Below are 22,367 nucleotides of genomic sequence, written 5' to 3'. Positions count from 1 at the left end.
ACTCACCTTCGGCGAGTGCATTGCCCAATAAAATAGACGACAAAGCAAAGTGACAAAATCTTAAAACTATCGCTTCATTTTAGGATAAGTAAATTCATGACATTGATTACAATAAACTTTGCTTTCTTTATGTTCTTGATGACAGTAGGTACATGGTAAATCAGAACCGTAATGTAAACTGTCATGGGGATTGGGCTCGACCGAATGCCCCGCGTCTTCAGGTCGCTTAGTCAGTTTAGCCACATCCTGAGGAGAACCATGGCAGTTAGCGCACACTGCGGCATCAGGTATGGTCTTACGCTTTACATCACCATGACAGGCAGTACAGTCGACCTGACCATTTTCACTTGTCATCACATCCTTATGATAATCCTTAATATTCATCGCATTTGTTGTTATTGGCAGCATGAACATGCAACCAAGTAAAAGTGTATATAAGGGTTTTAACATCAGACTCTTCCTATAGCGGGGCATATTGCCCCGCATAACATATTAATAATTTGCGATAAATTCAGTTGAAGTTTGGATATCAGGCGTGAATGGGCGATCTTGAGCAACAAATGGCACTTTTTCTCGGTAAGCCTTGTACATGGCTTCGGTCGCTTTACCTAAATGAAGATCTGGAGTGGCCAACTTACGTAAATCAATCGCTTGACTTGAATGCAGCAACTCTAAACCGTAGATCACACGTGTGTTGTCAACAATCTGGATCAAATTGTCCGCAGCAAGCTTGAGGTTAGTGAAAGTATCTTCAATTCCCCCCGCAATTGAGATCCCATCAAATGACACTGGGGTCGCCAACTGTTTATTACGAACTTGCATATCTACAAACACTTTTTGAATCGCGCCAAAAGCATGACCATTATTACCTGGAGCACTTAAAAAACGGGGTAAGTTAGTAAAATGGTCATCAGATAAATGGATGGTGCGCATAACACTGTTATGGGATACATGTGTCAGAGCGACACTCAAGTTTTGTACTGCCAATGCAACAGGCAAAGGTTCAAAGTTCGTGGTTGGAAACACACCACCTTGCCCTTCGACGATATACTTAGCAACCTGTGGAAACTTCGCATACTCATTCGATGCGCCAACAATAACTGCAGGGTTATCATCCGAATGATTTATTTGAATATTTACCACATCATTCAATTCTGCTAACGCTTGTTCAGCACTGGCTAACGTGTATGCTGTCGTTCGGTAACTGAGAGGGTCCTGCAAAGGACGTTCATCATTAAGCTGCCATAAATAACTGCCATCTAACTGTTTTAGAATGTCACTTGTGCTGGCTTTAATATAAGGGAAAGGACGAATATCATTGGTTTGTGGTAAAAATGGAGCAACATTACCATTTAATCCCTCAAGGCTTAAACCAAATAGCGTTGGCGAGATAGAGAGTAATTGCTTGGCCTCACGGTAACCTTTCATCGCATAAGCTACTGAAAACGAATTGTTAGACAGAATTGATAGCGCATCTTTCCCCATAGGCACAAGTGGTGTAATTCCGGCATCCGCCATAGCATCTTTACTGCTAACACGTTGTCCTTTGTAGAATACTTCCCACTCACCCACCATAGCTAACCCGACATGGGATGAGAGCAAAATATCCGCTTCACCTACAGTACCGTGGGCGGGGATGACTGGCGTTAACCCTTTGTTAAGGTATGCCTCATAGAGTTCAGCCACAACAGGTTGCACCCCTGTTTGTCCCGCGAGCATAGTATTTAAGCGTACCGCCAAAGCTAATCGAGTTAACCGAATCGGTGCAGCGTCACCGACTCCTGCACTATGAGCTCGAAAAGTGCTGAAGTTAAAGTTACGTGATGCCTCAAGCACTTCATCACTTAACTTGCCATTGGCATCAAATAACTTGTGATCTTTGTTCAAACCAACGCCCACAGTAAGACCATAAACAGGCTTACCTAAACGAGCAGCTTCCATCAACAAACTATTAGCTTTAACGAGTTGGGTTTTCGCTTGAGATGCAATCTTGACTTTAGCGCCATCGGCGATTGCCCATGCTTGTTCTTGCGTTAAATGTTTACCATCGAGGACAACGTGCTCCATCGCTAAAGCACTCCCAGAGAGTAGGCTTAAAGTAAGCGATGCCATCAACACTGATTTATTCATTACCATTCTCCAATACATTGTAATTTTTAATAAAAATCTAATTATGCTTGCTTAAGCACCGCCGCCTTTGCCGCGGCACAATTTCGGCCCGCGTTGCGACCAGTAACAACGCCCTCTGCGACAGCACAAGCGCCTAAACGGCTAGCACCGTGAATTCCTCCGGTTGCTTCACCTGCGGCATACAGTCCTGGAATGGCTTGGTTGGTGACTAAATGCAGTACTTCTGATCGGGTATTCACTTTAACGCCGCCCATGCAATAGTGAACTTTTGGCCACATACGAACGGCATACCAAGGCCCTTTATCTAGCACAATGGCTTCTTGCAGAGGACGTGCGAATTCTTTATCAACACCATTTTTTACCGCTTCGTTCCAACGGGCGACTTGAGCTTTTAGTGCTTTGGCTGGCATACCATAAATAGCAGCAAGTTCGTCTAAGGTTTCTGCTTTACTAATCACCTTATATTTCAGTCCCCAATCTAAGGTTTGCGCCTTACTAGCCCCTTCTGCATTAGTGAAACCAATAGGATAAACAGGCTGACCATGTTCATCACGGCGAGTCATGATAGCGTCAGCTCTCGCTTTACGATCTGCAAGTTCATTGAAAAAACGTTCACCAGTGCGCACATCCACCACAATACCGTGGGGATAGGTCGCAATCGTGTTGAACTGGGATGCAGTACCAAAGCCTTTTTCATCGGGAGATGCCCATGGGCCGAGTTGAATTTGGTCTAAATGAATAGGGTTAGCACCTAAGAGCATCATTTGCTTTAGGGCTTCTGAAGTTGCACCAGCATGATTGGTGGAATCTAAGTCGTTATTTAACTCAGGTAGTTGCATCATGCGATATTCAATATCGCGACCAAAGCCCCCCGTTGCCATAACAACACCACGGCGCGCGCCTATGCGACGTATTTTACCGGTTCGCTCATTAGGGAAATAAAAACCTTCACGAACTTCGACCCCAATCACGCGACCATCGAGATCTTTCACAAAGCTTTCGAGCTTGGTCTGATTTCTCATCACCACGCCTTTATCTCTCGCGGCGTTAATCAGCGGTCTGATAATACCTGCCCCTGAACTTTCAACTGTTTGCAAGACTCGTTGTATTGAGTGACCACCAAAATGCTGCACGAAAGGTTTCCACTTAACCCCATGTTCAATCAACCACTGACAGGATTCAGCCGTGCCATTACACACCAGTTTTAACATCTCAACATCGTTCATGCCCCGACCTGCTCGCATCATATCGGCGACCATTTCATCGACAGAATCCTTAATGCCTGCTTGTTTCTGCAACTCAGAATCCGCCACAGCCATGGCACCGCCATTGATAGTTGAATTACCACCAAAGACTGGCATCTTGTCCACAACCATAACGCTCACACCAGCCTCTCTAGCTTGTAATGCCGCAGACATCCCAGCAAAGCCGCTGCCGACAACTAATACATCCACAATCTCATCAAATACTTCAGGAGCAACACCACAATTGGCTGTTGCAGGTAAGGCTATTGCAGCCCCAAAGCCCGCAGCCATCACAGCCCCACCTTTTAGCAACTGCCGACGGCCCGTATCAATATCTTGAGTTTTACTCATGCTTACCTCCTTCAATAATGGCTGGAACTTGTCAGCATGGAAGTGCATGCGCTGTGCCAAGCACCTAAAAAGAGGTAATTAAGTGGGGAACTTTGATTGGAGGCACGGAATCACGAAATATAAAGATCTACAATCACGATACTTAATGATTAACATGAAATATCAATGGAAAAACACTTTTATCACGAATCGACACTGAGATTATGCAGTAGCCTACAACTCGAAAAGTCCCTGCAAAGTTACTTCGAGTTTATTCGGGATGAACTACCTATTGATGGGCTATTTATTAATATTTTTCGCAAAAAATTTAATGACATACAATTTATAGCTCATGTCAATGCTAACCAATCATGCACCTTAGATAGACAAATATCTATCCCTGAAGAACTGGCTAAGTGCTTAGATGATCCTCAACGCCCGCGCGTGAGAATTGTTAATGATATTGAGCACGACCCAATCACTGCTTTAGTTGCACCTAAGGTGATCAACGGTATTCGTTCGCTGATCATTTTGAGAATGTCTATCGAAAATACCCACCTTGGGATAGTCGGATTTTATGCCAAAACGACAGGCGTTTTTCGCCCTCGTCATGCTGATTTAATTGCTCCGCATATGCATGCATTAGCCTTGATCACTGCACTCAATTTACGCGGACGTAATTTACTTAAAGAAAATGAAGCACTCTCAAAGCAGAATGTGAGTCTTCGCAGAACACTGGATGTCCAGAATGGCGTAGTGGGAGCCAATTCAGGCTTGAAACACGTCATGCAGCAAGTGCAATCTATTGCCAAGATTAATACGACCGTCCTGATGCTAGGTGAAACGGGGTGTGGAAAAGAAGTGATAGCTAATGCTATTCACGAACTTTCTGAACGTTCAGATAAGCCCTTTATCAAGGTCAACTGCGGCGCCATTCCAGATACTTTGATTGACTCCGAACTCTTTGGTTATGAAAAAGGGGCATTTACTGGGGCTGAGTCCCGTAAAATTGGCTACTTCGAACAAGCCAATGGCGGCACTATCTTCCTCGATGAAATTGGTGAGCTACCACTATCCGCACAAGTTCGATTACTCCGTGTACTTCAAAATAGCAGTATTACCCGTGTGGGTGGGCATGATGCTGTACAGCTTGATATTCGTATAGTGGCTGCCACCCATAGAAATTTACAAGCTATGATACACAGAGAAGTGTTTCGGGAGGATCTTTGGTATCGCTTAGCTATATTCCCTATTGAAATCCCTTCATTAAGACAAAGACGTACAGACATTCCTTTACTCGTACAGCATTTTATCGAGCAACTGAGTTCAAAGTTCAACCTGCCTCAATTACCAAGAGTTACACCGGAACAATTGAATATTCTGAATCAATACGCTTGGCCAGGAAATGTCCGAGAACTCATTAACGTGCTCGAACGGGCGATAATACAACAACCTTCAGGACCGTTAGATTTTAGCTTCCTTGCTCCACATCAGGGTGAGGAAATTACGACCCAAGCAAATCAAACCGTTATCATAGATCCAAACTATGCGAGCGATAAACTTGTGCCCCTTGATGTTATGACCAGAAAATATATTAGTCATGCACTGCGGATTACAGGTGGAAAACTCTATGGTCCAGGAGGTGCGGCTGAGTTATTGGACATCAATGCCAATACCCTGCGCAGCAAAATGAAGAAACTGGGGATTGTATAATCTTTCAAGGCTAACGAGTGCTCTATAACAAAAATAGAAAGCATCGGTTAACAAAGTGCATAAATAACAAAGGTCACATAAGTGACCTTTGAAAAATTAATGATAACCATAGGATCTAGAAGAAATAACGGATTCCCACCGCATAGTTGTTATCTTGTAGATCTTCATAGGCTTTATCATCCATACTGCTGAAATCTATTTTGGCCTCAACGTACATAATTGTGTCGCGGCTATAGCGATAATGCAGACCTAACACTGCAAATTGGCGTGTCCATTTTCCTTGGATCGCAGTATCTACATCGGTATCAAGATCTTGATATGTCAGTAATACTGTTGGAACGAAACCATTATCATACTGATAAGCAACAATAAACTCTGCTCCAGTTGAATCATATAAATCTCCGCCCACTAATTCGTTTTGCTCACTCTTATGGGCGTTAAAACCTACGTATAAACCGTCAGCATCACGACCTGGAGCATATTGATAGAAACTACCGTATTGGGCGCCTATACCAATAATTTGATTAGTGTTATCAACCTCTTGGCCTGCAAGATTTCCGGTAAAATCACCACGATTAAATCCCGCTAGCACTTTAAATTTATCAGTAAAGTTGTAAGTTACACTTGCACCGTAGCTAGGTTCGAAACTCAATTCGGAACCATCTTTCAAGGGAGCACCACTGCCATCATACAAGGCAACATCGCTATTTTGTTTAGAGGCATACTGCACTGCGACATGTAGATTACCAAAAGTATTACGATATTGCAGCGCAGCATCGGCACGTCCTGCCCCTGTTAAACCACCGTCACCGAAGGTATAGGCCCCCACAGACCACCCCGTAAAAGCATTGAGCACATCGGTTGTGTAAGCAACATCATAGTAAGCCCCCCATTGCTTACCAAAACTGATCTTTCCCCATTTCTCATGGGACATCCCAACATAACCCAGTCGATTGAATAAAAAATCTGAATTTTTAGATGCAGATAACTGACCGCCACCTTGGCCTTGCGTGTATATAAGGCCGTCATCACTGGTCACCATATTGATACCCCATTCCGTATGGGCAAAGGAACTCCAGCCATTTTTCTCTTGACGGTCGAAACGAAAACCAACACGAGAAAAATTATCTATAACGGAAGTTTCATGACCATCATTTAACGCGGCAAAACCTAACCAACCTATCATGTTAACGCTGTTAGTTTGGTCATTATACAACTCAACGGCTTGAGCAGGTCCCATTAACAATAAGCTTGGGATCATCAAAGCGAGCAATGTCTTTTTCATTTCATCTACCTTTAAATTCAGCGAAACCATATATAATCACATGATTTATTTGATATATTATTTTCCCCAATCAATAGTAAGCAGGTTATATGCCACCGGGAGGAAAAGCTGAAAATCAAGGTGTTTTTTAGATACGGATCAGGCAATCTCGAAATATCGTGATTATCGGTTGTTAAATACCGTTAGATAAATTAAATGTCGTTATTACATCAAAAGACAATAACGACATATATGCAACAAGTGTGTCATTACACTGCTGTTGTAGATTTGCGGCAATTATAAGCTGAACGACTAGTTGATCGAGTTACCGAACTTTTGGAACTGGTCTTTTGGGAAGCATATTTGTTGGAACCATCGTTTTTGTTGTACCTATACCTTTCGCTGAACTTGATTTTTTAGAATACGACTTACGATAACCAGATTTATTACTTGCCGTTTTACGATAACCTTGGCCTTGTAAACCATTAAGCGCGGTTGGCAGTTGTGCGCCTGCATTCTGGATAAGCGTGGATAAGGTGCCGAGCAGTGGCTGCATAAAGGCTTGATAAGAGGTTTCTTTATGGCAAATGCCATTCAGACTCGCTTCCCAAAGCGCTGTCATATCCGGCGTAGTCGCACTCGCGGGCAAGCTGTTAATCAATCCTTTCCCCACGTCTGTCGAGACAATAGATTTACCTAAGCGTTGTAAAAAACCGCGTTTGAACAGCAATTCGATAATACCTGCACGGGTAGCCTCTGTACCTAATCCGTCGGTTTCTTTAAGAATTTTACGGATCTCAGGATCGGTCACATAACGGCTAATACCCGTCATAGCTCCGAGTAAAGTGGCATCGGTAAAGGCCTTTGGTGGTTGAGTATTTTTCTCTAACAATTCGCCTCGAGTACAATGCAAAGCCTGTCCCAATTTCAAAGGCGGTAATTGGCCGATAAACTCGTCATTCTCCTCATCGTCCTTACCTGCGCTTTCTTCCGTCGACTTGTTGCCACTCGCCTTACTGCCATTTGGCTCTTGGCGGGCAAAGAGTTGCTTCCAGCCGAGGGATTTATCCTGACGCGCCTTGGTATTAAATAAGCCCCCCTCGATTGTCACTTGCACTGTGGTTTCACTGTAACAATAAGCCGGATAAAACTGGGCTAAGTACTGGCGAGCAACATGAAGATATAACTGCCTCTCACGCTGACTCAAGCTAGATAAGTTAGCCGTCTTCTCTGTGGGGACGATTGCGTGATGGGCGTCCACTTTTTTATCATCCCATGCTTTAGATTTAAGACGGGGATCGGGTGCATCAGCACCTTGCAATAACTCAGCAGCACCGTCACTTATCGCCTTAAGTACCAAAGGCGCAAGGTTATGTTGCTCAACGGGTAAATAACGACTGTCGGAGCGTGGGTAAGTAATGAGTTTATGGCGTTCATACAAACTCTGGCAGGTATCGAGCACATCCTTAGCACTCATGCCAAACCGTTTGGCCGCATCAATTTGCAACGCGGATAAGCTGAAGGGCAATGGCGGATTCTGTTTCTTGTCCTTAGCCACTAATTGAGTGACTAAGGCGGGTTTATCACTGATGCGACTCACCACATTTTGCGCTAACCCTCTCACTAACACTCGTCCTTCTTCATCCATATAAGGCTGACAAGCTTCGCTAGGTTGCCACTTGGCGCTGAAGGTTTCTTGCTTCTCGGTCGCCAAATGCGCCAGTACTTCATAAAAAGGTTTAGATTGAAAGTGGGCAATCTCTTCATCACGGCGCACCACTAGCCCAAGCAATGGCGTTTGTACTCGGCCGACGGATAACACGCCTTGATAACCGACCTTTTTACCTTGGATGGTGTACGCACGCGTCATATTCATGCCATAGAGCCAATCGGCACGACTGCGAGCTAAGGCCGATGTGGATAAAGGAATAAACTCGCGATTGCTGCGTAGCTGCGTTAGAGCCCGTTTTACAGCTTGTGGGTTTAAGTCACTGATCAGTAAACGCTGGGTTTGATGTAGCTTGTCCCCCGTCACGCCAAGATAGGCAATCACTTCATCAACGAGTAACTGCCCTTCGCGGTCGGGATCGCCCGCGTTAACCAGCGTGTTGGCTTGTTTGACTAATCGTTTTAGCACTGTGAGTTGGCTGCGGGTCGCAGCCTTAGGTTTTAGTTGCCACTTGTCTGGCACTATTGGCAAATGCTCGAATTTCCAAGACTTAAATTCGGGATTATAGGCATCAGGTTCTGCTTGCTCGAGCAAGTGACCAACGCACCAAGACACACAATCGCCATTGGCGGCTTCGATAAATCCATCGCCTTTTTTATGGGGTTTAGGCAATACATCGGCAATGGCCCGCCCTAGGCTAGGTTTTTCTGCGATATAGAGAATCATACAAACACCAAGTACTGGATATAATTACAGTATAATTTAGCCCAAACGCCAGTTGAGTGCAAATTTCTGTAGTAAACCGAGCTTAAATGTAAAAGCTTAAGTGTAAATTCAATTGCGAATGATTCTCAACAATGCATAAGATACACTAAATAACTAAGGAGTGACTATGAGACAGTTTGCAATAAATGCGCGACAGGCTATGACAATAACTCCAGCATTAATATTAAGATTCAATCAGTTATTGATATTCCATAGCTTAATGTTACTCGCAATAAGCATGCTCACCAGTACCTGGCTGGGACAAATGAAAATCATCGATATGCCGTTAGCATGGGGATTCATTCTCGTCATTCCTATTGCTGTGAGTTTATCTCTATTACTCAGCCACCAAATCACGCGCCATAGCTTAAGCAGCTTATTCGGCGTATGGATGCTACTTTGGGTAATGGGATAACTGACATTCATAATAAATCACTACCGTATTTCGAGTTAACTCGCCCCTCTGCTCTATTTATCCATGCTAAAACTCAATTTCAAAACACATTGGTTTCAAATATTTAACACTTTAACTATGAAGCTCCCTAAAAAATAGTTATGTTGAGTATCTTGGATATTTACAAAAAATGTCTTAATCAAAAGTGAATGTCCTAACTCAACATCTGTTGAATAACCGTAAACCTAAAAACTCTGCTAAAACAACACAATAAAGGAATCGGAGTCTATGAATGAGATTGTCAACGCGATCAATAGTGTAATTTGGAGCCCTGCACTTATTTTTCTTTGCCTAGGTGTCGGGCTCTATTTCTCCCTTCGCACTCGATTTTTACAGCTGCGCCATCTGCCAGAAATGATCCGCCTGATGTTTGATGGTAAGAGTACTGATGCGGGAGTGTCGTCTTTTCAAGCACTCGCGATGACATTAGCGGGCCGAGTCGGTACAGGTAACATTGCAGGGGTTGCCACAGCAATCACCTTTGGTGGTCCTGGCGCTTTATTTTGGATGTGGATGGTTGCCTTTCTCGGTGCCAGCTCCGCCTTCGTTGAATCTACCTTAGGTCAAGTCTATAAAGAAAAAATCAATGGCGAGTATCGTGGTGGGCCTGCTTTTTATATTGAAAAAGGCTTAGGCATGAAATGGTATGCATGGGTATTTGCAATTGCGACCATATTTGCTTGCGGGATCCTGCTGCCAGGCGTACAAGCTAACTCGATAGGTTCAAGTTTAAAAACCGCTTTCAACATAGATCCTAATGTGACGGCAGCCATACTGGCCATGCTTCTTGGTTTTATCATTTTTGGCGGTGTAAAACGTATCGCTCACTTTGCCAGTGCCGTCGTCCCCTTTATGGCACTGGGTTACATCATAGTGGCTTGTGTCATCATAGCGCTAAATATTGGCCAGCTACCGGGTATTTTATGGTTAATTATCAAAAGTGCCTTTGGCTTTGATGCGGGTTTTGGTGCCATTTTAGGCTTAGCCATCATGTGGGGGGTAAAGCGGGGTATTTACTCCAACGAAGCGGGTCAAGGTACAGCGCCACATGCCTCATCTGCAGCGGCGGTAAGCCATCCAGCCAAACAAGGGTTAGTTCAAGCTTTTTCTGTGTATATCGACACCTTATTCGTTTGCTCTGCAACTGGTTTCATGCTGCTCATTACAGGACTGTATAATGTTCAGGGCCCAGACGGTGCGGCGCTCTATACCGGCATTGCCGGAGTCGCTGCAGGACCAGGCTACGTACAAACGGCAATGGAAAGTATGATGCCAGGATTTGGCAATATCTTTGTGGCTATCGCACTGTTCTTCTTCGCCTTTACGACCATAGTGGCTTATTACTACATTGCCGAGACCAACATTGCCTATATTAACCGTAAAGTAAATCATCCTTGGTTCATGGTCGTTCTCAAAGTCGTGATCATTGGCTCAACCGTATACGGCACAGTTAAAACGGCTGATATGGCTTGGGGAATGGGCGACATTGGTGTTGGACTCATGGCATGGCTCAATATTATTGCCATTATTCTATTGAGGAAAACCGCATTCACTTGCCTTAAAGATTATGAATCACAGCAGGCACTTGGCATTGAGCCACTTTTTGATCCGGTAAAACTGGGTATTAAAAATGCGGATTACTGGGTTGAACGTAAGCACGCTGAAGAAAATGTAATGACTGAAACAGCGCAACGCATAAATACGTAGACGTTATCACGATGATCCGTTAAGCAAATATAAGCCATTAAAAAGCCAGTGATTTCTCACTGGCTTTTTTTGTATCGTTTAGAACAAAAAGGACACAAACTTTACGATACTGAATTACCCACAATCCTTATGGGTGACAGACGTTATGCAGCTCTAAGTTAGTGCCAATATCTTTATTTCGATCGGCTTTAGCATCGTCATTTCGCAGTTGCGTCAAGTGATCTAAATACGCTTGGTCAACGTCGTTCGTGATGTAGTGACCATCAAATACGGACGTTTCGAAACGTTTAATCGCAGGATTCTCCATTCTTACCGCTTCAATTAAATCTGGCAAGTCTTGGAAAATAATGCCATCAGCACCAATTAACTTGGCGATTTCATCGGCATCACGACCGTGTGCAATAAGCTCATTCGACGTTGGCATATCAATACCGTACACGTTCGGGAAACGAATTTCTGGTGCGGCAGAGGCAAAGTACACTTTCTTAGCACCTGCTTCACGGGCCATTTCGATGATTTGCTCAGAGGTCGTACCGCGAACGATAGAGTCATCCACCAACAGGACATTTTTGCCTTTGAATTCAGTGTTAATCGCATTCAACTTGCGACGCACTGACTTCTTGCGCTCCTGTTGACCAGGCATGATGAAGGTACGGCCAATATAACGGTTTTTCACAAAACCTTGGCGGTACGGTAAGTCCATGCAACGGGCAATTTCCAGCGCGATATCACAAGAGGTTTCAGGAATAGGAATAACCACGTCGATATCGTGATCGTACCATTCCTTCTTAATCTTCTCGCCAAGCTTAGCGCCCATGTTGACGCGACTTGCATATACAGACACTTTGTCGATCGTCGAATCTGGACGGGCAAAATAGACGAATTCGAAGATACAAGGTGCATAGCTAGGCTCGGCGGCACATTGACGGGTATACAGCTGGCCGTCAATTGAAACATAAATCGCTTCACCCGGTGCTACATCACGCATCACTTCAAAGCCAACTGCATCGAGTGCCACGCTTTCAGAAGCGACCATGTATTCAGTGCCAGTGGCGGTTTCGTGCTTACCTAATACTAAAGGACGAATACCAAATGGGTCACGGAACGCGACTAAGCCTTGACCAATAATCATGGCAACTACCGCGTAGGCGCCACGAGCTTGTTGGTGTACGTTAGCGACCGCATCGAACACTTCTTCCGACGTCAGGGTCAAACTCGTGGTTTTTTGCAGTTCGTCGGCCAACAGGTTTAACAAGACTTCAGAATCCGAAGTGGTGTTCACATGGCGACGTTTTTTGATAAGCCCTTCGGCTAATTCGACTGTGTTGGTTAAGTTACCGTTATGGGCTAATGAGATCCCAAATGGCGAGTTAACATAGAAAGGCTGCGCTTCAGATGCGCTTGAACTGCCCGCAGTTGGATAACGCACATGGCCAATACCAGCATTACCTTGTAGGCGTTGCATATGTTTGACTTCAAAAACGTCTTTAACCAAACCATTGGCTTTACGTAGTCTGAAAGCACCACGATCAATGGTCACAATACCTGCCGCATCCTGACCTCTGTGCTGCAACACTGTCAGTGCATCATAAATGGTCTGATTAACCGATGATTGGCCAACTATTCCGACGATACCACACATGGGTAAGCTTCCTCATTGTAAGATGTTCTATCACTTAGGATTATTTTATTTTCTTTCTTATAGTTTGGGTACAAAGCTGGAGGTATTTTCCAAATAGTCAAAAAACCATTGAATAACAACGCCAAATTCGGGTACTAGCACAGAATCTTTCCACCATTGGGAGTTGGGAGATCCTGTGAAAGCATCCATGAAAAACAACAAGGCGCTCACAATAAGCGCGCCTCGAATAGCACCGAAGCACAAGCCCAAAAGCCTGTCAGTGCCAGATAATCCGGTTTTGACAACAAGTTGTCCGAGAATATAGTTAACTAAGGCACCGAGTACCAAAGTGGTAATAAAGAGGATGGCAATAGAAACGCCATTACGCAGCATCTCATCGTTCATTTGTGTTAAGTGAACGGCAAGATCTTGGTAAAATTGGCTGGCAACAAAGAAAGCCGCAAACCATACCACTAAGGACATGGCTTCTTTGGCAAATCCACGGATCAGACTGATGAGAGTCGATAATCCGATGACGAATATGATAGCGTAATCAATCCAAACCATTGAGATGGCTTTCCGACATGGGCTTTAAGACGGCGCGATTCTACCAGAGACTGAAACGATTCTCACCCCTAGTGAGGTAAATAAATCATTTTCAGTCTCGTGTGTTGTATCACCATTAAGATTCTAAGGGATTAAAAGGAACAATCCAGCCCTTGAGACGTGTAAGGTTTTCCACCTCAACTTGTACTTTCTTCAGCTTTGCCTCAGACACATCGGGTCCGACAAACACTTTAGTTAATACGCCATCTTTAGGGTTTTCAGGAATAGTGTACGCTTTAAAACCACTCTTACGCAGCTGTGCAACCAAGGCTTTAACATTCGTTGCGTTGTTAAAACTGCCAAGCTGCAAGGTAAAGCCACTTTTCAAGCTGTCACGGCTGACCACTTTAACGGCATCCTCTTTGGCTGCACTGGCTTTGGGCGTTTCTGCTTTAGGCTTTTCAGCCTTAGCCACAGTAGTCGCTTTAGCGTCCGCTTTTTTAGCCGGCTCAGTTTTTACAGTGGCTTTAGGCGGCTCTTTTTTAGCTTCAGGTTTCGTTTCAGGCTTAGGCTCTGCTTTTTTAACATCAGGCTTAACGTCTTTCTTAACATCTTGCTTTGCGACTTCGATTACTGGCGCAACGGCAGACTTTTCATTGTCAGCATTAACTGGCATTTCGGCTAAGGCGACCTCAGTCCCATTCAGCGCGGCAGCATCCTCGGCTGACAAGACTTCAAACATATCATCGTCGGCTTTTTGCTGCTCAATCACGGTCGGGCGCAAAGGAATTTCGGAAAACTGCTCTTCTTGGCGATCTTTTTTGCCATCCAAAATATCCGGCAAAAAAATTACCCCAAGCGCAACCAGCACCACAGTGCCGACTAAACGATTATGAAACTGGCTAGACAAAACTGACTTCCTGCATAAATTGAGACTTAAAACCTGCCACAGTGTAAAAGGAGCCAAACACAATTACCACATCATCTGGGTTAATTTGCGCTTTTAATGCAGACCAAGCCTCAGATATGTCCTCAAACTCAAATGCAGCAGCCTCAGTGGCTAATGTTTTGCGTAGCATGGCCGAACTCGCGCCACGCTCACCGTGCAGACTGACCAAATACCAAGTGTCGATCAGTGGATTGATCACAGGCAACACACCTGCAATATCTTTATCCTTCAGCATGCCGCAAAGGGCGAACACGCGCTTACCCACAACGATTGGCGCTAACTGTTGTACCAAAAACCGCGCCGCATGGGGATTATGGGCAACATCGAGTAACACTAACGGCTGCTCACTCACCCGCTCTAATCGACCCGTTAACCGAGCCGTGCTAATACCCTCAGCAATAATTGAAGGCGTGATATCCGGCCAGCCCTGCTCAATCACTGCCAATACAGTCGCCGCATTAGGTAATGGCAAAGTTGGTAACGCTAAATCGTGCAGTTTGAGCACTTGACCTTGAAAATCCCACAGATTGCCATGGGCTTGATAACTGAATTCGTTACCGACGCGATACAAGATGGCGCCAACCTCATTGGCGACATCATTGACAGTGTGTGGCAAGTTGGGTTCACCGACAATGGCAGGTTTACCACGGCGGAAAATGCCCGCCTTTTCACGGCCCACAAGCTCACGGGTATTACCGAGATAACTTTCATGGTCTAAATCGACCGACGTCAGTACGCTAATGTCGGCATCGATAATATTGGTGGCATCTAACCGTCCACCTAAACCGACTTCTAAGATAACCACATCAAGCTGAGCGGTTTTAAAGAGTATCAAGCCTGCAAGCGTAGCGTACTCAAAAAAGGTCAGAGAAATATCGCCGCGCGCGGCTTCAATTTGCTCAAATGCCGTAACAAAACCGCTATCACTGACATCGCTACCATTGATACGCACTCGCTCGTTGTACTTCAGCATGTGTGGCGAACTGTATACGCCCACAGTCAAACCCGATAAGCGCAGAATATTTTCGAGCATGGCGCAGGTGGTGCCTTTGCCGTTCGTCCCCGCCACTGTCACTATCTTGGTTTGACCTAAATCCAAAAGACCAAGGGTTTGCGCGACCTTAGAGACACGGGTTAACCCCATATCGATTTCGATTGGATGTATAGATAGCAAATAATCCAACCACTGTTCCAATGCTGCATTTGACGCTGGTACTGTAAGCATGTCCGTATATCCTCGTATTCGATTATCTCTCAAATAAGATCTTTTCAATCCAACATGAATAATGGCCCAAGGGCGAGCTTAGGTAATTGATATTGTTCTGGATAAGTCACATCAACTAAATAGAGTCCATGGGGTTTAGCCGTTGCTGCGGCTTGGTTTCTGTCTTTTAACGCGAGCAAATCGCCCATCCAAGTCAGTGGCTGATTACCTAGACCGATTTCTAACAATGAACCGACAATATTGCGCACCATGTGATGCAAGAAAGCATTCGCAGCGATATCAACAATCACATACATACCTTGGCGCGTGACATTAACGCAATGCACATTACGAAACGGTGTTTTCGACTGACACTGGACAGCGCGAAAGCTGGTAAAATCCTGCTCACCCAAGAGTGCCTGTGCCGCTTGGTGCATTTTGTCAGCATCGATATTGCCGTGATAATGGCTTACACCATGGCGTAAAATCCCAGGCCGAAAAGTGTGATTATAAATCACATAGCGGTAGCGTCTGGCGGTGGCCGAAAAGCGCGCATGGAAACTGTCGTCGACTTCTTTGACCCAACGAACGGCAATATTGTCGGGCAAATTAGCATTCACCCCTAAGGTCCATGCGCCTTCATTACGAATAGCATTGGTTTCAAAATGGACCACTTGGCCTGTGGCATGCACGCCCGCATCGGTACGGCCAGCGCAGAAGACGCCGATAGGCTCATTGGCCACTATCGATAACGCCCGTTCTAATTGCCCTTGTACTGAATCGACTTCGGCCTGACGTTGCCAGCCAAAATAACCATTACCGTCATATTCAATACCTAATGCAATCCGCATCCACTTATCCTCACAATTGATTTAGCGGCGCATTTTATCACAGCAGCCCATAAAAAAAACGGCGCTGAAGGCGCCGTTAGATTGAAACACTCTCAACCGGGATTAACTAATCTCTTTGAGCAAACGTCCAGCTTCATCCTGCTGGCGCTCGTTACCGTCAATTTGCACTTCTTTGAGCAGGGCTTTCGCACTGTCGCTGTCGTCAATTTCGATATAAGCACGCGCTAAATCCAGCTTAGCGTTGACTGAGTTTTCTTCATCATCAACATCGATCATCGCGGCATCACCGATTAAGGCACCGACATCACTCATCTCAACGTCAACTTCCGAATACAAATCGGTATCAGCCCCCTCTTCATCGGCATCATTCAGCAACTTGTCGATGTCGATAAAACCGTTTTCATTTTGAAAACTGGTTAAATCATGGTCAGGAACAAACTTTTTCTGCGCTTTTCGCGACTCCTGGGCATCGAGTGCAGCCAAGGCTTCATCGACGGTAAGATTATGATCATCGACCAGAGAGAAACTGTCTTCCGACGTCAACACATCTTCATCGTCATAATCTGTATTGGCTGTAAAAGCGGCGAGCACATTATCGTCACTTAAGTCTAGCCCTTGCTCAAGGTCCAAATCATCCGCGTCTTCTTTGATATCAAGTTTAAAATCTTCACTAAAATCAATATCGTTACGCGTAGCCTTAATGGGCTTCTCTTGAGAAGCATAATCGACCGCTGTGGCATCTTTGTTAGGCTCAACATCATTAGCCGTTACATCTGCTTGCGTTGCCGCAGGCTTAGCCTTAGGCGCAAAATCTAGCTCTGAGTCCCAATCGAGCACATGGGGATCTTTGCTCTTATTGGCTTTTAAATCATTAAAGAAAGAAGATTCTTTTTCTTTAACACTGGCCGCGGCTGCAGCAGCGGCCAAAGTGACTGCGGCCGTCGCTAATACATCTGCGTCGTTATCGTCACTCAATTCCTCGACTAATGTAAAAGTATCATCGGTGCCATCGATAGAGTGAGCCGCACCAATGCCTTTAAGTAAATTATCTTCGTCAACTGAATTGTCTTCTGAATCGAGCTGCGCCGTTTCCATATCAAAGTCGAATTCATCTTCATCGGCATCCAATTGCTCCGGCACATCAAACTCAGCTAAGAGTGCATCTAAATCATCATCACCTGACGCTTCACCTTTTATGTCTTCCGGTAACGAAGCTTCTAATTCTGCTGCGATTTCTGCACTGATATCATCATCTTCTGCATCGACTTTGAGTTCAGGCTCAGCATCAAAACTCGCCAGTAGTGAATCAATATCATCGGATTCTTCTACGCCTAATTCATTAAGCTCATCGTCTAACTCAGCGGCAATTTCAGCACGAATATCGGGCGCGATTTCAGGTTCAACCGCTGGCGTCGGTTTATCAAAATCCGCTAACAGAGCATCAATATCATCGGTATCTTCCACACCCAGCTCATCAAGCTCAGCGTCTAACTCTGCGGCAATTTCAGCGCCGAGGTCGGGTTCAACTTCAGGTTCTGCAGGTTTATCGAAATCGGCTAACAGGGCATCAATGTCGTCGGTATCTTCTACGCCCAGTTCATTAAGCTCAGTGTCTAATTCAGCGGCAATTTCAGCGCCGAGATCAGGTTCAACTTCAGGTTCTACTGGTTTATCAAAATCTGCTAATAGGGCATCGATGTCATCGGTGTCTTCTACGCCCAGTTCATTAAGCTCCGCATCTAGTTCAGCAGCAATTTCAGCGCCAAGATCAGGCTCGACTTCAGGTTCAGCGGCTGGCGTTGGTTTATCGAAATCAGCTAATAAGGCATCGATATCATCAACGTCTTCTCCGCTAAGTTCATCATCTAGCTCATCACCGAGTTCTGCCGCGATGGCAGCACTGAGATCTTCATCATCAGACGCAACAACGTCTGGTGCAGGCGCTTGTGCAATCTCAGTATCTTCTGCAGGAACACTAAACTCGGCAAGTAATGCATCAAGATCATCGTCATCCGCGATGGCTTCATCGGCAGGTTTAGTGTCTGCGACTTCAACATCATTCAGGTTAGAAGTAACATCATTACTGTCATCTTCTTGAGCTAAATCGCTCGCAAAGTTACGCTCTAATTCACTTAAATCCTCTTCGGCTTCGGTGCTGTCTTCAGAAGTGCTGTCGTCAGAAGTGCTGTCGTCAGAACCTAGGCCCGCTAATAGTGCATCAAGATCGGCTTCCTCAAGAATATTGCCAGATTTAGGTTTCTCCTCAACAATATCCTCTTCCTGATCGCCCATGGCTTCGGCCCACAGGTCATCAAGAGATTGCCCTTCGTCTTCAACCTCTGGTTCGGCAGAGATCCCCGGATCGACAAACATTTCAGAAGCCATATCCATCTGATCGTGGGAGTCAGTCAAATCTTGCTCAGGTTGTAAATCGACACTGCCCATATCAAGAAGACTATCGATGGAGTCCGCATGGTCAGAATCTAAATGTACCGCCATATCGTCTAAATCGTCATCATCCATATCCATGATGGCGGTACCCGCAATCCCAGCGGCACCGGCGGCCATAACCGCTTCTTGTGTCTGCATTTCACGACGTTCTTTATTGCGTTTACGGCGCAGGAACCAGAACACAGCAAGCAGTAAGAACAAGGCAGGGATCACAGCCGCGGCAATCAATAACACAGGACTGTTAAGGATATTGCGCCACAAGTCATCGGGCTCAATCGGTGCCTCTGCCTCTACTTCAGCTTCAACAGCTGTCGTCTCTGGTACTTGCGCAGCTTCAACTTCGGCTTTCAAGGCTTGGTTTTGTAGTTTACTGGCTTGAAGTGTTTCTTCCAGCACAGCAATCCGTTGATTTAATTCTTCAACTTTAACTTTTAGCGCTTCAACATCTGAAGTGCGCACTGAGAGTTGATCTTGCGTGCGGGCTAATTCATCGGTTAATGACAGATTTTTGCTTTCTGCCGCTTCTAACCGCGCCGTCACATCTGAACTCAGCATCTTGGGCTTTTCTGGAACAGGTGTTTCAACAACCGCTTTAGGTGGTGTCACTTTCGTTTCAACAATCACCGCAGGAGCCGTGACTGGCGCTTTTGCTGTCGTCACCTTAGCTGGCGGTTTAGACGCTGCTTTCGCCGGAGCCCGAGATTGTCTATCACTTTGCTCTGCTCTGGCTATCGCCATACGATTGGGGATCGACAGCATGACTTCTTTAGACGGAATGAGCAGGATCATACCGCGTTCTAAACTGTTATAACTGGCAGAGTTAAACGCATGAGGGTTAGCATCGTATAAGGCGGCCATCACCTGATAGACGCTAACACTGGCATCAGGACGGACTTTTTGCGCTATGCTCCAAAAAGTGTCTTTCGATGTCGTTGGACCATATTGATGGTTAACTTGACGGATCTGTCCGTCTGGCCCCATGATTTTTAAGGGTTTTAATCTTGGTGTATCTGCAGCAACGGCGGGATCAATAAAATAAGCGGTAGAAGAAACAGCTAAAACAGTGGCCATTAGACCCACAAGATACGAAGTGCGAAATTTCATCAATCCTTCCCTTTGAAGCGCTATAAAGTTATCTCACTGATAACAGGCTTTAGGCAATTGTATTTATTGAGATTACTATAAACCAGAAATCCCCGCCCTGCTACTGTTCACAATTGTAAAACAAAAAAAGCCTGCTGACAGCAGGCTTTTCAATGGGCATCAAATGCAATCTAATGCTTAGTAATAATCTCTCACTAAGATCTCGGCAATTTGCACACTGTTCAAGGCTGCGCCTTTACGAATATTGTCTGACACGACCCACAAATTAATCCCGTGAGAATGAGAAATATCCTTACGAATGCGACCCACATAAACCGGATCGGTTCCTGCGGCATCTGTCACTGCTGTTGGATAATCATCATCGGATTCAAACAATACCACTCCTTCGGCATTACGCAGTAAAGCTTTAACGTCTTCGGCATCAACAGGCTGACGAGTTTCGATATTAATGGCTTCTGAGTGACCATAAAACACAGGCACACGTACGGCGGTCGCATTCACTAAAATCTCATCGTCACCGAAAATCTTCTGGGTTTCCCAGACCATTTTCATTTCTTCTTTGGTATAACCGTTATCCATAAATTTATCGATTTGTGGCAATACGTTAAAAGCAATTTGTTTTGGATAGACTTCAGCGTCAGCAGGTAAACCTTGCAGTAATTTAGTGCACTGATGCGCTAATTCTTCAATGGCTTTTTTACCTGTGCCCGATACTGACTGGTACGTTGCCACATTAATGCGGCTGATACCATAGGCATCATAAATTGGCTTAAGTGCCACCAGCATTTGAATGGTTGAGCAATTTGGGTTAGCAATGATATTGCGATTGCGGAAATCAGCGATAGCATGCGGATTCACTTCAGGTACAACCAAAGGAATATCGATGTCGTATCTAAAGTGAGAGGTGTTATCAATCACAACACAGCCTGCTTCAGCGGCAATCGGTGCCCATTTGGCGGAAACATCACCTCCTGCAGAGAAGAAACCAATTTGAGCTTGGGTCCAATCGAAGGTTTCTACGTCGAGAATGGTAATTTGTTTGCCATGAAAGCTGACCGTTTCACCGGCGCTGCGGCTACTGGCTAAAGGGTACAAATTGGCAACCGGGAAATTACGCTCTTCGAGGATCTCTATCATAGTTTGACCCACTGCGCCCGATGCACCTAAAACGACAACATTAAATTCCTGTGACATAGCTACTGACCGACTCCTGAAAAACCTAAATTGGACAACCAATCTACCTCAGATTGACCGTCATAAGCCAGCGCCAATGCACTAAATTCGCGTCTATGTTGGTGATTTTTTCTCATAGTGTCGAAGCCATTCTCATTTAAGAATGTATTTCTGAACATCTTGTCATCATCGCGCAAATCATAGACAAAACGCGCGAGCTGTAATAACGCTTTTTCATTCGGCGCGGTCGCAAGTTCGACCGCCTTAATGTTAAAGCTTGGCAAGAGATCCAGCAGACTTTTATCGGCAGCAATATTAAGTAACTGACACAGCTTTTGATAGAGCATAAAAGTGCCGCGCGCCTTACCTTCTAAGCTGTAACCTGCAATATGCGGGGTGGCAAATTCAGCCAGTGGCACCAGTTCAGGCATCGGTGTTGGCTCGCCTTCCCACACATCGAGCACTAATTTAAGACCATCACGCTGGCGTTTAACTCTGATAAGTGCTTTGTTATCTATCACATCGCCACGACAGCAATTAACTAACCAAGTATTGGGTTTGAGCGCCTTTAAGCGCGCCTCATCGAATAAATGTTTGGTTTTATGCTCGCCCGTTCGCGTGATGGGCACATGTAAACTGATGATATCGGCCTGCGCCATGATGGTCTCTAAACTCACAAAACTGCGTGGATCGCCCTCTGCAGCTTTAATGGGATCGTTAAGCAACACGTTAATACCGTAGGCTTGCAAGCATTTAGCTGTTGCAGTACCGGTATTGCCCGCGCCCACTATGCCGACGACCTTACCCTTAAGCGGCGAATCAAACCGCTGTGCTAACTCCAGCATAGCGATAAAAGCAAACTCCCCAACCGCAGTCGCATTGCAACCTGGTGCATTAGAGAAGGGGATATTATGCTCGGCAAGGTAGGCTAAATCCACATGATCTGTGCCTATAGTGGCACTGCCGACAAACTTCAGTTGATGATTGCCCGAGAGCAACTCGGCATTCACTTTGGTGACTGAGCGCACTAATAACACATCGGCACCGCGCACTTGCGCTGCGGTTAACGTGCGGCCATTAACAGGAATAATTTCCCCGAGATCGCCAAATAGCGGTTCAACATAGGGCATATTTTCATCGACTAAAATCTTCATGGGCACCTGATCTAAAAAAAGTGGGAATGGAAGGCATC

Annotated in this window: 16 protein-coding genes; 3 read left to right on the top strand and 13 right to left on the bottom strand. The window is 45.2% G+C overall.

The window, feature by feature from the left end:
• Positions 1 to 66: 66 nt before the first annotated feature.
• Genes L5M28_RS11265 through L5M28_RS11255 form a run of 3 tightly spaced genes read right to left on the bottom strand, consistent with a single transcriptional unit; the run spans position 67 to position 3,725 of the window.
• Positions 67 to 450: a cytochrome c3 family protein gene (locus L5M28_RS11265; protein WP_173244080.1), complete on the bottom strand. Its 384-nt coding sequence runs from the start codon at positions 448 to 450 to the stop codon at positions 67 to 69.
• 42 nt (positions 451 to 492) lie between these two features.
• A complete protein-coding gene (hutH, locus tag L5M28_RS11260) occupies positions 493 to 2,130 on the bottom strand; it encodes a histidine ammonia-lyase (RefSeq protein ID WP_263203357.1) in 1,638 nt (545 codons plus the stop codon).
• A gap of 41 nt (positions 2,131 to 2,171) precedes the next feature.
• Positions 2,172 to 3,725 carry a flavocytochrome c gene (locus L5M28_RS11255; protein WP_263203355.1) on the bottom strand — a complete coding sequence of 518 codons (1,554 nt, stop codon included), beginning with the start codon at positions 3,723 to 3,725 and terminating at the stop codon, positions 2,172 to 2,174.
• 165 nt (positions 3,726 to 3,890) lie between these two features.
• Here L5M28_RS11255 and L5M28_RS11250 point away from each other — a divergent pair, with 165 nt between their 5' ends.
• Entirely contained in the window at positions 3,891 to 5,417 is a 1,527-nt protein-coding gene (locus tag L5M28_RS11250; RefSeq protein WP_263203353.1) for a sigma-54 interaction domain-containing protein, read from the top strand.
• A 115-nt stretch (positions 5,418 to 5,532) separates the two neighbouring features.
• Here L5M28_RS11250 and L5M28_RS11245 read toward each other — a convergent pair whose 3' ends face one another.
• Positions 5,533 to 6,702: a porin gene (locus L5M28_RS11245; RefSeq protein WP_261272888.1), complete on the bottom strand. Its 1,170-nt coding sequence runs from the start codon at positions 6,700 to 6,702 to the stop codon at positions 5,533 to 5,535.
• A gap of 304 nt (positions 6,703 to 7,006) precedes the next feature.
• Positions 7,007 to 9,076 (bottom strand): DNA topoisomerase III, encoded by a 2,070-nt coding sequence (locus tag L5M28_RS11240; RefSeq protein ID WP_263203351.1) that lies wholly within the window; start codon positions 9,074 to 9,076, stop codon positions 7,007 to 7,009.
• A 166-nt stretch (positions 9,077 to 9,242) separates the two neighbouring features.
• On the opposite strand from L5M28_RS11240, the gene L5M28_RS11235 reads away from it, so the two are divergent.
• Together L5M28_RS11235 and L5M28_RS11230 are read left to right on the top strand one after the other, a co-directional pair.
• Positions 9,243 to 9,530 carry a hypothetical protein gene (locus tag L5M28_RS11235; protein WP_028761027.1) on the top strand — a complete coding sequence of 96 codons (288 nt, stop codon included), beginning with the start codon at positions 9,243 to 9,245 and terminating at the stop codon, positions 9,528 to 9,530.
• 267 nt (positions 9,531 to 9,797) lie between these two features.
• Positions 9,798 to 11,276 (top strand): alanine/glycine:cation symporter family protein, encoded by a 1,479-nt coding sequence (locus L5M28_RS11230; RefSeq protein WP_105252099.1) that lies wholly within the window; start codon positions 9,798 to 9,800, stop codon positions 11,274 to 11,276.
• Positions 11,277 to 11,403: 127 nt separating this feature from the next.
• Here L5M28_RS11230 and purF read toward each other — a convergent pair whose 3' ends face one another.
• The 8 genes from purF to L5M28_RS11190 form a co-directional block, all read right to left on the bottom strand.
• Positions 11,404 to 12,918, bottom strand: coding sequence for an amidophosphoribosyltransferase (purF, locus tag L5M28_RS11225; protein WP_028761029.1), 1,515 nt, complete (start codon positions 12,916 to 12,918; stop codon positions 11,404 to 11,406).
• 57 nt (positions 12,919 to 12,975) lie between these two features.
• Positions 12,976 to 13,464, bottom strand: coding sequence for a CvpA family protein (locus L5M28_RS11220; protein WP_028761030.1), 489 nt, complete (start codon positions 13,462 to 13,464; stop codon positions 12,976 to 12,978).
• A 115-nt stretch (positions 13,465 to 13,579) separates the two neighbouring features.
• Complete coding sequence (locus L5M28_RS11215) at positions 13,580 to 14,353, bottom strand: SPOR domain-containing protein (RefSeq protein WP_028761031.1); 774 nt, start codon at positions 14,351 to 14,353, stop codon at positions 13,580 to 13,582.
• Positions 14,346 to 15,617 (bottom strand): bifunctional tetrahydrofolate synthase/dihydrofolate synthase, encoded by a 1,272-nt coding sequence (folC, locus tag L5M28_RS11210; protein ID WP_263139085.1) that lies wholly within the window; start codon positions 15,615 to 15,617, stop codon positions 14,346 to 14,348. Before folC ends, L5M28_RS11215 begins: the two co-directional genes overlap by 8 nt.
• Positions 15,618 to 15,661: 44 nt before the next feature.
• On the bottom strand, positions 15,662 to 16,447 hold the full coding sequence (gene truA, locus L5M28_RS11205; RefSeq protein ID WP_028761033.1) for a tRNA pseudouridine(38-40) synthase TruA: 786 nt from the start codon (positions 16,445 to 16,447) through the stop codon (positions 15,662 to 15,664).
• 102 nt (positions 16,448 to 16,549) lie between these two features.
• Complete coding sequence (locus L5M28_RS11200) at positions 16,550 to 20,002, bottom strand: FimV/HubP family polar landmark protein (RefSeq protein WP_263203349.1); 3,453 nt, start codon at positions 20,000 to 20,002, stop codon at positions 16,550 to 16,552.
• A 177-nt stretch (positions 20,003 to 20,179) separates the two neighbouring features.
• Positions 20,180 to 21,196 (bottom strand): aspartate-semialdehyde dehydrogenase, encoded by a 1,017-nt coding sequence (locus L5M28_RS11195; protein WP_131523510.1) that lies wholly within the window; start codon positions 21,194 to 21,196, stop codon positions 20,180 to 20,182.
• Positions 21,197 to 21,198: 2 nt separating this feature from the next.
• Positions 21,199 to 22,329: a 4-phosphoerythronate dehydrogenase gene (locus L5M28_RS11190; protein ID WP_263203346.1), complete on the bottom strand. Its 1,131-nt coding sequence runs from the start codon at positions 22,327 to 22,329 to the stop codon at positions 21,199 to 21,201.
• Positions 22,330 to 22,367 lie beyond the last annotated feature (38 nt).

Origin of the sequence: Shewanella sp. SW32 (assembly GCF_025653365.1) — a bacterium.
In the GTDB taxonomy this organism is placed as follows: domain Bacteria; phylum Pseudomonadota; class Gammaproteobacteria; order Enterobacterales; family Shewanellaceae; genus Shewanella; species Shewanella oncorhynchi.
Note: the sequence above shows the minus strand (reverse complement) of the source record. Positions and strands in the feature narration are given on the sequence as shown.

Coding starts and splice junctions, on each gene's coding strand:
- L5M28_RS11265 (WP_173244080.1), bottom strand. CDS start 450: ATGTTAAAACCCTTATATACACTTTTACTTGGTTGCATGTTCATGCTG.
- hutH (WP_263203357.1), bottom strand. CDS start 2,130: ATGAATAAATCAGTGTTGATGGCATCGCTTACTTTAAGCCTACTCTCT.
- L5M28_RS11255 (WP_263203355.1), bottom strand. CDS start 3,725: ATGAGTAAAACTCAAGATATTGATACGGGCCGTCGGCAGTTGCTAAAA.
- L5M28_RS11250 (WP_263203353.1), top strand. CDS start 3,891: ATGGAAAAACACTTTTATCACGAATCGACACTGAGATTATGCAGTAGC.
- L5M28_RS11245 (WP_261272888.1), bottom strand. CDS start 6,702: ATGAAAAAGACATTGCTCGCTTTGATGATCCCAAGCTTATTGTTAATG.
- L5M28_RS11240 (WP_263203351.1), bottom strand. CDS start 9,076: ATGATTCTCTATATCGCAGAAAAACCTAGCCTAGGGCGGGCCATTGCC.
- L5M28_RS11235 (WP_028761027.1), top strand. CDS start 9,243: ATGAGACAGTTTGCAATAAATGCGCGACAGGCTATGACAATAACTCCA.
- L5M28_RS11230 (WP_105252099.1), top strand. CDS start 9,798: ATGAATGAGATTGTCAACGCGATCAATAGTGTAATTTGGAGCCCTGCA.
- purF (WP_028761029.1), bottom strand. CDS start 12,918: ATGTGTGGTATCGTCGGAATAGTTGGCCAATCATCGGTTAATCAGACC.
- L5M28_RS11220 (WP_028761030.1), bottom strand. CDS start 13,464: ATGGTTTGGATTGATTACGCTATCATATTCGTCATCGGATTATCGACT.
- folC (WP_263139085.1), bottom strand. CDS start 15,617: ATGCTTACAGTACCAGCGTCAAATGCAGCATTGGAACAGTGGTTGGAT.
- truA (WP_028761033.1), bottom strand. CDS start 16,447: ATGCGGATTGCATTAGGTATTGAATATGACGGTAATGGTTATTTTGGC.
- L5M28_RS11200 (WP_263203349.1), bottom strand. CDS start 20,002: ATGAAATTTCGCACTTCGTATCTTGTGGGTCTAATGGCCACTGTTTTA.
- L5M28_RS11195 (WP_131523510.1), bottom strand. CDS start 21,196: ATGTCACAGGAATTTAATGTTGTCGTTTTAGGTGCATCGGGCGCAGTG.
- L5M28_RS11190 (WP_263203346.1), bottom strand. CDS start 22,329: ATGAAGATTTTAGTCGATGAAAATATGCCCTATGTTGAACCGCTATTT.